Source organism: Streptomyces sp. AK08-02, assembly GCF_033795085.1.
Classification (GTDB): domain Bacteria; phylum Actinomycetota; class Actinomycetes; order Streptomycetales; family Streptomycetaceae; genus Streptomyces; species Streptomyces echiniscabiei.
In genome coordinates this window covers 38,774-51,086 of the sequence record NZ_JARAZV010000025.1, presented here as the reverse complement: position 1 = coordinate 51,086, position 12,313 = coordinate 38,774, and the positions used below count along the sequence as shown (strand labels likewise).

Genomic DNA, 12,313 nt, shown 5'->3' with positions numbered 1-12,313 from the left:
GCGAGCGCTCAAGGGCTGACCTCATGATCGGCCCCGAATGCGGGTGTAGTTTAGTGGTAGAACATCAGCTTCCCAAGCTGAGAGTGCGAGTTCGATTCTCGTCACCCGCTCCATGCGAAACCCCCAGGTCATAGACCCGGGGGTTCTTTGTTGTCTAGACCAGCGGGCTGGTGCCGCACCACAACCGCACCACTAGCTCTCGGCGGCCTCCTCAGTGTGGTGCGCGGGTTCATCCTTGTGACGCTTCGCACGCTCGGCCCGCACCAGATCTCCGGCGCCGACAGTGTCGACGACGTCCACGGCCGGGGTCAGGACGGTGACGCGTACGCCGTTCAGGGAGGCGAGAGCGCCGCGTTCGCCAAGTGTGATCACGACCAGGCGTGCACCGGCGGCATGCCGGATGTCGCAGGCTTCCTCGGGGCCGACGCCGGGCAGGGGCAGGGCGAGGTCGTCCTCGCTGAAGCGGAGGACGTCAGCGAGGGAGCACCAGTGAGGTAGGCGTTCGCGGCGGGCGGCGGGCGGCGGGCGGCGGGCGGCGGGCGGTGCGAACGGGGGCGGACGTTGGGGTCGACGGAGACGGTGACATGCTCGCGTGCCGTGTCGAGGTGGCCCGACCCCCGACAATTCTTCCGCTCGTACTCCGCAGCCGAGATCGGCCGCCTGATCATCGCACCAGCATCCTTCGGTACGGCGGGCCGGTGAGCCGCCCGCAGCACCGACCGTAGGAGCGCGCACAGAGGAGCGGGAGAGGAAGGTTTATCCATGGATCGGCGGTCTCTGCCTGGTGGAGGCCGTGTCGACGACCGTCGCGCCCACCCAGAAGATGAGCGCATCGGTCGCACCACGAAGAACCGACGCCCATAGCGTGCCCTTGAGAGCAGCCAACCACGGTCAACAGCGGTGCGATTCCGCTTCCCCGACCGCCGTGCGGGAGCACATATGGCCAGGCCAGAAGTCATCTACCTCCCCAAGCGCAGGCAGAGATGCCCGGAAGTGCCGGCCGGCTTCGGGCAGCATCCCTCCGGACGGGGACTGCCTCGCCGTCACCACGTGGCGTGCCCTGTCGGCCTACCTGGTTCGTGACAGCGTGCAGACCGGCCAAGGAGTACGGCCGGGACGGAAGGTGATCCCTGGTCAGTGCCGCCGAGCGCCATCCCGTCCTGGCCCAGGACGAGGACCTGGGGGCTCTCCTGCGACCTGTCGTTCCTCGGCATCTCCATGCCGCCGTTCTCTCGCACGCATGCTTTCCCACACGGTGTGCCCCTGGACGAGGGCGATCCACCCTCGTCCAGGGGCACGGTCCGGCAACGGAGGCTCAGTGCGCGGCGCGGCGGGCCAGCGCCCCGCGCGAGCGGGTCACCAGCGCGGCCAGCAGGGCGGCGCCGAGGGGCACGGCCACCAGGAGGGCGGCGAGTGTCTCCCAGGGGACGACGATCGGCACGTACGGCGGGGCGTCACCGGCGCCGACCCAGCCATTGTCGAGAGCGTCCTGGTAGAAGCGCGTCTGCTCGCGCTCCTCGGTGAGCCGCAGCCCGACCGCGGGCAGGACACCGGCAGCCGAGCCGAGGACCACACCCATCGCGGCGACCACACCGCATTGGAAGCCGCTGAGCATGCGGCGCACCCGGGGCGGGGCGCCGACCGCTGCGAGCGTCTTGAGATCGGCCTCCGCGTCGGCCTGGGCGAGACCGGTGGCGATGCCGGCCGCACCGATGGTGACCAGGCCTGCGAAGACGGTCAGCGCGAGCAGGACGAGCCCGTTCTCGTCGACCCAGCCCTGCTCCACGGTCAGCTCGACGTTGCTGCCGAGCTTGGCGATCTCGGCGTCGAGCTTCTGCCGCTGCTCGGTGCTGGGCATCCGGTCGGTGCTGAAGAAGGCGCCGAGGGGGACGGTGGTCAGTCCGGCGGCCTTGGCGGCGGCGGGGCTGAGCACGCTCTGCACTCCGTAGGAGTCGGGCGAGCCGGGCACCTGGTAGGCGGGGAAGGACTTCAGCTCGCCCGGGACCGGCTTGTTCTGCTCGGCGGCGCGGTCGGCGGCCTTCAGGTCGGTGATCAGCTTGATGCCGACGGTGCCGTTCCTGTCGACCTGGGGCTTGTGGAAGCTGAGGAGCTTTCCGTCGGCGAGGGCCTTGGCCGCGCCCGGGTCGTCGATGCCGAGGACCTTCAGGAGCGGGGCGTCGGCGATGAGGAGACCGCCATCGACGTAGATGCCGTTGCCGTCGCGCGAGAGGCAGCGCCAGTCCTTGGCGAGCGCGCGCCGCTGCTCCTTGGTGTACTTCTCCGCCGGGTCGGAGCCGTCGGGGGTGCTGACCCACAGCGGGCACTCGTTGGCCGGCGGGGTGACGACCTCGAAGCGGCCACAGCCCTCGCCCTCGCCGTACGGGGCGCAGCCGGGCTTGCCGACGGCGATCCGGAACACGTCGGCGCGGACGTCGACGGGCAGCGTCCGCTGCACGGCGTCGCGGACCGCGGGGACGTCCCGGCCTCCCTCCTCGGTGACGAGCACGGCGCCGGCCCCGTACGGCAGGCTGGCCCGGTACTCGGCCTGACTCTGGGCGTCCTGGCTCGCGGCGTACGTCGAGACGGCGACGGTGCCCGCGACGGCGGCCAGGACGGCGGCGACTGCGGGTGCCGTACGGCCCCGGTTGCGGACGGCGTCCCGCAGGGCGAGGCGCGGCGAGAGCGGCAGCCAGCGGCTGGCCCGGCCGAACAGGCCGACGAGGGCGGGCGTCATGGCGACCACACCCAGCTCGGCGATGGCCGAGCCACCCGCGACCAGGATGAACTGGTCGGAGACGACCGAGCCGTACAGGGCGATGGCCGCGCCGAGCAGGACAGCGCCGAAGCCGATCAGCGGCAGCACGCGGTTGCTGCGGCGCACGCCGCGACGGCCGGTGAGGGAGGCCAGGACGGTCTGCCGGGAGGCGGTGACGGCCGGGATGATCGCGGAGAGCAGGCCGGTGAGAACGGCGAGCGCGGCGATGGCGAGCAGTTCCAGCGGCTTGACGGTGAAGCCGCCGAACCGCTGCCCCATGTAGTCCTCGAGGAGCGGCCTGAGGGCGAAGGTCAGGATCAGGGCGAGGACCGTGCCGACCAGGGCCGCCGCGACGCCGATGACCAGGCCGCCGCTCAGCACGATGGCCCGGATGTGGCTGCGGGCACCGCCGTTGGCGCCGACCAGGCCGAGCTGACGGCGGGAACGACGGGCGCCGACGGCGAAGGCGGGACCGGCGAGCAGGCAGATCTCCAGCATCGCCAGGCCGACGACCGTGCCCACGGCGGCGAGCGCGGCGGCGTCGGCGCCCCCGCTGCTCTCGTAGTTCGCCCAGCCTTCCTTCTGGTAGAGCGGCACGTCGGAGTCGGCGGGCGGGTCGAGGGCCACGGCGCGCGAGGTGACCACGACACCCTTGACGTTGATCGCCTGGACCGTGTTCCACGTGAAACCACCGGACTTCTTCACCAGGTAGGTGGTGGAGACGTCGGGCTTCGGCAGTCCGGCCTTCTCGACCGCCTTGGCGTACGGCGCGAGGAAGGCCCCCGGCAGGGCGTTGACCTGCTGTGTCGTGAGGTCGCTGGGCAGCTCGTACGAGCCGCTGATCACATAGGTGCGGTCGAAGCCGCGGGCGGTGAGGGTGGAGCCGACGGACAGCCCGCTGCTCTCCAGGAACCGGGTGGTCGCGGCGATCTCGTCGTTCTTCTCGGGGAAGCGGCCCTCCTGCAGTCGCATGATGCCCCGGGCGACGGGATCGGCGGCGGCCAGCTCACGGACCTCGGCCTGGAGCAGACCGTGCCTGGTGGTCAGCTTGGCGGTGCCACTGCTCTCGGTCAGCACCGTCGAACCGGCCGGGATGGTCCTGGTGACATCGGTCGGGCCGTCGGGCCAGGACTTGCCCGGCGAGTCGTAGTCCCCGGCCGGGGTGTGCTGCTCGCCGACGGGGTCCTGCAGGATGGCCACGCCGGCCGTCCGGGCGTCGGAGAAGCGCGCGTCGGCGGCACCCAGGGTGCGCTCCATCCGCTGCTCGGGGGTGAGTTCGGCGCTGCGCAGGGTCAGGTCCAGGGCGCTCACGCCCAGGATCGGCAGCGCGATCATGGCGAGGACGAGGAAGCTGCGGCCCTTGGAGCGCCAGGCGTCACGGCGGGCGATGCGGACCGCGGCCCGCCAGGAGTGGAACCAGGTCGTCACTGGTGGGCCGCCCGGCCGGTCAGGAGCGAGTCGGCGTCGCTGCGTATGGTCTGGTCGACGACGGCGCCGTCCCGCAGGAAGACGACCCGGTCGGCCCAGGCGGCGAACCGCGGCTCGTGGGTGACCATGACGCCGGCGGCTCCGGCGTCGCAGCGGGAGCGCAGCAGGGCCAGCACGGACTCGCCGGTCTCGGAGTCGAGGGCGCCGGTGGGCTCGTCGGCGAGGACGAGCCGGCGGTCGCCGACGAGGGCACGGGCGATGGCCACGCGCTGCTGCTGGCCGCCGGACATCTCGTCGGGGAACCGGTCGGCGAGTTGGCCGAGGTCCATCTCGGCGAGGGCGGCGAGGGCCTCGGTGCGGGCCTTGCGGGCCGATATGCCGTCCAGTTCGCGGGGCAGGGCCACGTTCTCGGCGGCGGTGAGGGCCGGGATGAGGTTGTAGTCCTGGAAGACGTAGCCGATGCTGCGGCGGCGCAGGGCTGCGAGCCCCTTGATGCCGAGGGTGGTGACGTCGGTGCCCTCGACGAAGACCTGCCCGGAGGTGGGGTTGTCGAGGCCGCCGGCGATGGTGAGCAGGGTGGACTTGCCGGAGCCCGACGGGCCCATGACGGCGACGAGTTCACCGGGGTGGACGTCGAGGTCGATGCCGCGCAGGGCGTGCACCTCGGTGGCGCCGGAGCCGTGGACGCGGGTCAGGTTCTGCAGACTCAGCACGGGCTGCTGCTGTTGTGTGGACATGGTTCCCCCTCGGGCGTACGCCGACGAGCGGCCGGACGTCGGTGCGACGGACGGTCGTTGCGGCGCCGTGCGTACGGTATGGGCTTGGTCGGGTGGTTCGGAGTGGTCAGGTGCTACGGGTGGGTCGGGTGGAGCCGGTGGACTCGGTCGGCCCGGTGGATCCGGTCGTCCGGGTACTCAGGGCCGGTCGTGAAGGGCGGACATCACGGGCGGTGGCGTGCGGCCCCCTCTGCCCCGGCCCCCGCCCGCGCCCCCGTCCCTGCCGCTCCCGCTGCCGCCCCCGGCGAGGCGGGCTCCGGCCCCGCCGCCGGGGCGGTCGACGAGAGACGGATCAGCCGGGACTCGCAGTGGTCGAGCCAGCGCGCCTCGGCCTCGGTCTGGAAGATCAGCTGCTCCAGGACGAGGAGCCAGGCGATGTCGTCCCGCTCCCGGGCCCCGTTCGTCTCCACGGCGGTGAGGGCCTGCGCCTTCAGCCGGGTGTAGTCCTGCATGGCCTTCACGGTGTGCCGGCGCTGGGACTGGATGACGTCACGGATGTCGACCCCGGGCACCCCGACGGCCATGGCCAGCTTGATGGCCAGCTCGTCACGGGCCGGGCTGGTGCGGTCGACGGGGTTCTCGAACCAGCTGCGCAGTTCGACGCGACCGCTGTCGGTGATCGCGTAGAGCGGGTGGCCGGCCTCGTCCTCGCCGTCCTGCACGACCATGCCGTCACGTTCGAGACGGCTGAGCGTCGTGTAGACCTGACCCACGTTGAGCGGCCAGGTGGAGCCGGTGCGGGACTCGAACTCCGTACGGAGCTGTGAGCCGTAGCGCGGGCCGTGTTCGAGGAGGGCGAGAAGCCCGTGGCGGATGGACATACTGAGTATGTATACCGAGTAAGTCCGCGTGGACAAGGGTCCTGAGACGGACGCCGGAGGTCCGACTCAAGGGGGACCCGGGCCGTCGCGAGCCGCTCAGCGGCGGCGCGTCCGCACCCCGAGGAAGCCGATGCCGAGGCCCACCAGGGCCAGCCCCACACCCAGTGCGAACACGGGAATCCGCCGGTCGGAGAGGTCGAGGGGGACCTCGGTGCCGGTCCGGTGAGCGGCCGCCGACAGCTTGGCGGGCGAGCTCTCGGCGGCCGGGGCGTCCGTCTCGGGTACCACCTCGACCCCCTCGTCCGACTCCTCGGCGGGCTCCTCCTCTGTTGCCGTTTTAGTACGAGCGGGCTTCACCGGGCTCGTGGAGGACGGCGAACCGGAGGGGTCGGCCGGTCGGCCGGGCCGCTCCCGGCCCTCCCCCGCCGACGGTGCGCGAGCCCGTCGGCTCCCTGGCCCGCGTAGATCTCCATGTGGAGTCGCAACCGCGGTCGGTTCCCGCGCCGCCCACACGCGATGTCGTACGTGTGCCTCATCAACCGACGACCGCGGTGATGTGCCCTTTCCTCCTTTCCGCGCGGAGCACTGCGCGGGCCGCCCCGAGGATCTCCTCGTCCATCTCCAGCCCGGAGGCCAGCACCTGGAGCAGCCGGGTCCGCCACACATCGGGGTCCGTCTCGTACGCGTGAAGCACCCGTACGCCGTAGCCTCCCCGTACGCCGTCGCCGCCACCGGACAACCGTCGGCGGACCGCCTCCTTCAGCACAGCGTGGAGGTCGTGGACGACTCCTCGTGAGGTGTCGGTGAGTCCGGCCGCCGCCCCCGTGGCCAACGCGGTGGCCACCAACTCCACTTCGGTCACGCGGATCCCCTTCGGTTGTGCGGGTTGCTCGGCCGGGAGGCCCTAGCCGTACACCGCGAGACCAGCCACCGACTCGGCGAGGCCCGCACCCTCCTGGCACTCGCCCGCGCCCACCGGAAGACCGACGGCGCCGCCGCCGAACTGATGAGGCGACAGGCGTGGGCCATCTTCTCGGACATCGGCGTGCCCGAGACGGAGTACGCGGATCTCGACCGGTGACGTCTCCTCAGCCGAGCTCGTCAGTCCCGTTCCCCACCTTCGCCTGACAGTGAGGACAACTCCACAACCTGTCGGGCGGTGAAACACCTCAGACGATGTCGTGGATGTAGTGCTCGGTCAGGTCGGATGCGTGCCGGGCGACAGTGCCGTAGTCGGCGTCGTCGTGGAGGACAACCAGGCCGTGGTGAGCCGCTGCAGCGGCGATGACGAGGTCCACCGCCAAGGCACAGCACCTTCGTTTCAGGCGTTCCGGAGAGCAGGCCACGAGTGAGTTCGGCAGCAGCCGCGGTCGCCCCTCGCTTCCGCTCACGTGCAAGGCGGGCGGACGGGGCGGTTCAGTTCGGTCCGTGGTGGCGGGGAGCCGGCCCCGCGGCGAGCAGCCGGAGTCGAAAGGGCCATGCGGCCCTGGAGGTAGGGCCGCATGGCCGGCCGTGGTTTCGGCGAGGGTGCGTAGCGTGAAGCTGTCCGTCGCGCAAGCCGGCTCTGTCAACGGCCGACCACTCGTGGCGCGTTGGCCCTGAAGGCAATGGCTTCGAGGCGCATCCGCACCATCTGACGCATGTTCCTTCCGGGAAGGGCCCTTCATGACCCGGTCATCACACACCGATGAGCGAGAAGCCCACCCGCCCGATGAGCCTGACAACGCAGGGCAGGCGGACAACGCGGAGGAGGCCGACGAGCGGCGGCAGCCGGCGGAACTCTTCCGTGACCTGCGCACCTCCCCCTCGGGCCTCACCAGCCGGGAGGCGACCCGCAGACAACTGGTCTACGGCCCGAACGTGCTGACCCGGTCCGGCGGCAGGCGCTGGCCGGGCGAGCTGCTCTCCCAGTTCACCCAGCCCCTGGCCGTCCTGCTGGCCCTCGCGGCGGTCCTGGCATGGGCCGGAGGAACACCGGCGCTCTCGGTCGCCGTTGTGGCCGTGATCCTCCTGAACGCCGGATTCGCCTTCGTCCAGGAGATGCAGGCCGAGCGGGCCGTGGAGGCGTTGGCCGCGTTCCTGCCGCCCACCGCCAGGGTCGTACGCGACGGGGTGCGGTGCGAGATCGCGGCCAGGGACCTCGTGCCCGGCGACATCCTCGTCGTCTCCGAGGGCGACCGGGTCTGCGCCGACGCGCGGATCATCGAGGGCACCCTCACGCTGGACCTGTCCTCACTCACCGGCGAATCGCTTCCGGTGACCCGCTCGCCCGAGCCGTCCGACCCGACCGGCTCCCTGCTGGAGGCACACGAACTGGTCTTCAGCGGCACCACCTGCATCGGCGGCGAGGCGGAAGGGGTCGTGACCCGGACGGGTATGCACACCGAGCTGGGCCGCATCGCCGCGTTGTCCCAGCGCGTGCACACCGAACGCAGTCCCCTGGAGAAGCAGGTGCGGCGGGCCACCTGGATCATCGCCGTCGTCGCCGTCGCGATCGGCGCGGCCTTCCTGCCCATCGGAGTCGCCGCCGGGCTGGGCTGGAGCGCGGCCATCGGCTTCTCCATCGGACTGATCGTCGCCAACGTCCCCGAAGGGCTGCTGCCGACCATCACCCTGGCCCTCGCCGCGGGAGTACGGGAACTCGCGGCCGGCGGAGCCGTCGTCAAACGCCTTTCGGGAGTCGAGACCCTGGGATCGACGACCGTGATCTGCACGGACAAGACCGGCACCCTCACCGAGAACAGGATGCGTGTCACCCGGCTGTGGCTGGCGGGCGGCGAGACGGACGCGGACCAGGCCGTCAACGAGCCGCGGGCGGGCCTCCTGGCGGCGAGCGCCGCCGCCTGCACCACCGCGGAGGCCCCCACACCGGCGCAGCCTCAGGGCAGCGGCGATCCCACCGAACTGGCGATCCTCCGCCTGGCCGAGGACCTCGGCGTCGCCGTCGTACCCGCCCGGCGCAAGGCCGCCCGCCGCACGATCTTCCCCTTCGACGCCCACCTGAAGCGCATGTCCACCGTGAACGACGGAGTGGGCGCCACCACGATCCACACCAACGGCGCCCCCGAAGCCGTCCTGCCCTGCTGCACCCACCTCCTCGACCCGCAGGGCAAGAGCGTCGAACTGGACGACGCCCTGCGCGGAGAGCTGAGTACCACCATCGACGGCTACGCGGCCTCGGGACTACGGGTCCTCGCCATCGCCCGCCATGTCCTGGCCGACGGGCAGCAGGCACCGGCAGAGCGGTCGGCGGCGGAATCCGACCTGACCCTGATCGGCCTGATCGCCATGGCGGACCCCGCACGTGACGGCGTCGCCGAAGCCGTCAGGGACGCGCACCTGGCCGGAATCCGTATCCACGTCATCACCGGCGACTACGGACTCACCGCCGCGGAGATAGCCCGCCAGGTCGGCATCGGCCAGGTCGGCAGCCCGGTCCTCGCAGGCGACGTACTGGACCGGATGAGCGACAACGACCTCGACGAACTGCTCTCGCGACGCCAGGAGATCGTCTTCGCCCGCACCTCACCAGAGGCCAAACTGCGCATCTGCGAAGCCCTGCGAGCGCGGGGCGAGGTGGTCGCGATGACCGGAGACGGCGTCAACGACGCTCCCGCCCTGCGCCACGCCGACATCGGTGTCGCCATGGGTAAATCGGGAACGGACGTGGCCCGTGAAGCAGCCACGATGGTGCTCACCGACGACAACTTCGCCACCATCGTCTCCGCGGTCGACGCGGGGCGACGCGTCTTCGACAACGTCCGCAAGTTCGTGCTCTACATCTTCGCCCACGCGGTGCCCGAGGTCGTCCCCTTCCTCGTCTTCGCACTCTCCGGCGGTCACATCCCGCTGCCGCTGACCGTCCTGCAGATCCTCGCGATCGACCTCGGCACCGAGACACTCCCCGCGCTCGCACTCGGACGCGAACCCGCCGAACCCGGACTCATGTCCCGCCCGCCTCGATCACGCGGGACGGGAGTCATCGACCGGGCCCTCCTCTTCCGCGCCTGGGCGTTCCTGGGCACCATCTCCGCGGCCCTGGTCATGGGCGGCTACCTCTTCACCCTCTGGCACGCCGGCTGGAGTCCAGGAGACCCCACAGGCAGCGGTACCCCTCTGCACCAGGCGTACCTGGAAGCGACGACCATCACGTTCGTCGGCATCGTCGCCTGCCAGATCGGCACCGCGTTCGCCGCCCGCACCGACCGCGCCTCCCTGTTCACCGTCGGCGTCTGGACCAACCGCCTGCTCCTGTGGGGCATCGCCTTCGAGCTGGCCTTCACCGCGGCGGTCGTGTACGCGCCGCCCCTCCAGCACATCTTCGGCACGGCGGCCCTCAGCCCCGCTCAGCTCGCGGTCGTCGCACCGTTCCCGCTCATCGTCTGGGGCGCCGACGAAGTCCTCCGCCGGGTCCGCCGCCATCGCGACGCGACAAGGGACGCGACGCTCGACACGTCCGTGACATCACGCCTCTCAGAGTGGCGTACGGCAGAACACGCAGGGTGAGTAGCGGCATCAGTACTCGGCCCCACCCGCCTCGAACCGATCCTGGTCCTGCCCTGCCCTGTTCTGCCCTGTTCTGCTCTGCCGCTGTTCGAGGGGGATTACCTCGCTGTCGAACGCACGAAAATCTATGTTGGCCGGAGTAGACATTCGGTGATTGGCCTGGTTATGGTTTCTCTCGTAGCCGAGAGAGACAGCAGGGCCCGGCAGACACGAACTGGCGGGCAGCAGTAGTGCAGTTGCAGGACGGTGCGGTGGTGGAGTTCCGAAGCCGGGGTTGTTGCAGGACGGGCGACGGGGCTGACGACCGGACCGGGTGGCCCGCAGTGATCAGGGGCCGCCGTGAGCGGTACGCGTAAGTGCGGTTCGCGGTACTCAGCAGTGAAGTCGGTGAGTAGTACCTCGGTGAAGGCGTCGGCTGCGGACGCGCGCACCGGGAGGTTCGGCGGTGGGGTTCCAAGCCAGAGCAGACGCAGGACGGGCGACGGGGCTGGCTGCCGAAAGCAGTACGCACTACCAGCAGTTCGCATCACCAGCAGTACGCAGTACCCGCTCAGTAGGTAAGTGATTGATCCCAGAGGGAAGAACGGAGGGGCCGAGCGCCATCAGGATCGCCCGGGCGGACGTCTTGAGTCCGGGTACCGCAGGACATCGAAAGCAAGGTGGTCTCCGGTCGAGCAACCGCGATCCCAGCATCCCCGACAGCATTCCGGTCGGGTCTGCGGAAACAGAAGGCCGGCGCATTACCAGGGCCGGCAGATGGTGTAGCAGTTCCTTCGGGGCCCTGGTGCCAATGGCACCAGGGCCCCTCCACGCGTTCCACGCGAGGTGCGATGACAGCAGACGACTCCTACGGCCGACTCGACGACGACTACCCCGCCTACACCATGGGCCGGGCCGCCGAGCTCCTCGGCACCACCCAAAGCTTCCTCCGCACCATCGGCGAAGCCCGCCTCATCACCCCGCCGCGCTCCGCAGGCGGACACCGCCGCGCATCGACACCGAACACCGCCGCGCAGTCGAATCGGCGAACCTGACGCCCACGGCCTGAGACGGCTGAGCCCTGCGCGCTCAGACCCGGCCATCGGCGCCGTACGGGGCGTACAGGTCCAGCAGTCGGGTCCGGGCGGAGCGGAGACGGTGGGCGAGCACGTCACCGACCCACTGGGCGACGGTGCTGCCGATGGCCGGGTCTTCCTGGCACATCAGGCGGACGGCTGCGGCGTCGAACTCGTACGCCCGCACCGGGGTCGTCGCTTCGGCGCCCAGGTGCCAGGCGTGCGGGCTGAACAGCCAGGACACACCGACGAGTTCGTTGTGCCGGAGGGTCTCGATGACTGCCGCTCGGCGGCCCGGCACATGCATGTCGAGCTGGACCGTGCCCGTGCGGATGATCCAGAACCGGTCGGCCCGGCTGCCCTCCTCGAACAGGCGCGTCCCTTGCGGGAAGGAGACCTCGTGGGCGAAGCGCATGAGCCGCAGTCGGTGCTCGGCAGGCAGCGCGCGCGACATGCTGGACGTGGGGGCGGTGATCATGGCGTGCCTCCCGATGGACGTGGGCTGTCATGACCAGCGTGCGCCCGGCGCCCGGCGGCAGCCCATGGGCCACCCGGTCCATCGGCCGGGCCACTCGGCTCCGAGCAGGGGACTTCCGGCATGCTGCGGCGCCGGCGCCTCGGCTGTTCCATGAGTACGTGAGACGGCCCATTCGGTGGAGGAGCGAGCTGTGACGGCGCCGCGATGTCGCTGGGCCGCACCTCCACCTTCCTGGACGTCTGCCTCCAGCGGGACCTGGAGGCAGGGCTGATCGACGAGAGCCGCGCCCAGGAACTGATCGACGACTTCGTGATCAAGCTGCGGATCGTACGGTTCCTGCGCACCCCCGAGTACGACGCGCTGTTCTCCGGTGATCCGACCTGGGTGACCGAGTCCATCGGGGGCATGAGCGCGGACGGGCGGACCGGAGGGCGGCGGGCTCGTCGGTGGGCCCGCCACACCGAACACGTGTCAGGGCCGTTCGGTCCCCGGCA

9 protein-coding genes, 1 tRNA gene and 4 pseudogenes are annotated in these 12,313 nt (G+C 70.9%); 5 read left to right on the top strand and 9 right to left on the bottom strand.

Annotated elements, in window-relative coordinates:
- Positions 1-39: 39 nt before the first annotated feature.
- Positions 40-113 (top strand) — tRNA-Gly (locus PV734_RS39975).
- A gap of 79 nt (positions 114-192) precedes the next feature.
- On the opposite strand, the gene PV734_RS45965 is transcribed toward PV734_RS39975, so the two are convergent.
- From PV734_RS45965 to PV734_RS39940, 7 genes and pseudogenes are all read right to left on the bottom strand, one after another.
- Entirely contained in the window at positions 193-735 is a 543-nt protein-coding gene (locus PV734_RS45965) for a PfkB family carbohydrate kinase (RefSeq protein ID WP_415924344.1), read from the bottom strand.
- 401 nt (positions 736-1,136) lie between these two features.
- Positions 1,137-1,220 (bottom strand): annotated as a pseudogene (locus PV734_RS39965) (DUF2587 domain-containing protein); the annotation flags it as partial.
- Between the two features lie 95 nt (positions 1,221-1,315).
- A complete protein-coding gene (locus tag PV734_RS39960; RefSeq protein ID WP_319092899.1) occupies positions 1,316-4,183 on the bottom strand; it encodes an FtsX-like permease family protein in 2,868 nt (955 codons plus the stop codon).
- Entirely contained in the window at positions 4,180-4,920 is a 741-nt protein-coding gene (locus PV734_RS39955) for an ABC transporter ATP-binding protein (protein ID WP_319092900.1), read from the bottom strand. Before PV734_RS39955 ends, PV734_RS39960 begins: the two co-directional genes overlap by 4 nt.
- Before the next feature lie 203 nt (positions 4,921-5,123).
- Positions 5,124-5,780, bottom strand: a complete 657-nt coding sequence (locus PV734_RS39950) for a PadR family transcriptional regulator (protein ID WP_319294335.1) — start codon at positions 5,778-5,780, stop codon at positions 5,124-5,126.
- 96 nt (positions 5,781-5,876) lie between these two features.
- Positions 5,877-6,137 (bottom strand): hypothetical protein, encoded by a 261-nt coding sequence (locus tag PV734_RS39945; protein WP_319092902.1) that lies wholly within the window; start codon positions 6,135-6,137, stop codon positions 5,877-5,879.
- A 178-nt stretch (positions 6,138-6,315) separates the two neighbouring features.
- Positions 6,316-6,642 (bottom strand): hypothetical protein, encoded by a 327-nt coding sequence (locus tag PV734_RS39940; RefSeq protein ID WP_319294333.1) that lies wholly within the window; start codon positions 6,640-6,642, stop codon positions 6,316-6,318.
- A 24-nt stretch (positions 6,643-6,666) separates the two neighbouring features.
- On the opposite strand from PV734_RS39940, the gene PV734_RS39935 reads away from it, so the two are divergent.
- Positions 6,667-6,861, top strand: coding sequence for a hypothetical protein (locus PV734_RS39935; protein ID WP_319294331.1), 195 nt, complete (start codon positions 6,667-6,669; stop codon positions 6,859-6,861).
- An 88-nt stretch (positions 6,862-6,949) separates the two neighbouring features.
- Here the strand turns inward: PV734_RS39935 and PV734_RS39930 are convergent.
- Positions 6,950-7,087: pseudogene (locus PV734_RS39930) on the bottom strand (VapC toxin family PIN domain ribonuclease); the annotation flags it as partial.
- 358 nt (positions 7,088-7,445) lie between these two features.
- Here PV734_RS39930 and PV734_RS39925 point away from each other — a divergent pair.
- Together PV734_RS39925 and PV734_RS39920 are read left to right on the top strand one after the other, a co-directional pair.
- The gene (locus tag PV734_RS39925; protein ID WP_319294329.1) at positions 7,446-10,286 is read left to right on the top strand and encodes a cation-transporting P-type ATPase; all 2,841 of its coding nucleotides are present in this window, start codon (positions 7,446-7,448) and stop codon (positions 10,284-10,286) included.
- 830 nt (positions 10,287-11,116) lie between these two features.
- Positions 11,117-11,281 (top strand): annotated as a pseudogene (locus tag PV734_RS39920) (MerR family transcriptional regulator); the annotation flags it as partial.
- Positions 11,282-11,354: 73 nt separating this feature from the next.
- On the opposite strand, the gene PV734_RS39915 reads toward PV734_RS39920, so the two are convergent.
- The gene (locus PV734_RS39915) at positions 11,355-11,819 is read right to left on the bottom strand and encodes a cyclic nucleotide-binding domain-containing protein (RefSeq protein ID WP_319092907.1); all 465 of its coding nucleotides are present in this window, start codon (positions 11,817-11,819) and stop codon (positions 11,355-11,357) included.
- A 204-nt stretch (positions 11,820-12,023) separates the two neighbouring features.
- Between PV734_RS39915 and PV734_RS39910 the strand changes: the two are divergent.
- Positions 12,024-12,233, top strand: a pseudogene (locus PV734_RS39910) (pyruvate formate lyase family protein); the annotation flags it as partial.
- Between the last annotated feature and the right edge of the window lie 80 nt (positions 12,234-12,313).

Coding starts and splice junctions, on each gene's coding strand:
- PV734_RS39950 (WP_319294335.1), bottom strand. CDS start 5,780: ATGTCCATCCGCCACGGGCTTCTCGCCCTCCTCGAACACGGCCCGCGC.
- PV734_RS39915 (WP_319092907.1), bottom strand. CDS start 11,819: ATGATCACCGCCCCCACGTCCAGCATGTCGCGCGCGCTGCCTGCCGAG.
- PV734_RS39925 (WP_319294329.1), top strand. CDS start 7,446: ATGACCCGGTCATCACACACCGATGAGCGAGAAGCCCACCCGCCCGAT.
- PV734_RS39955 (WP_319092900.1), bottom strand. CDS start 4,920: ATGTCCACACAACAGCAGCAGCCCGTGCTGAGTCTGCAGAACCTGACC.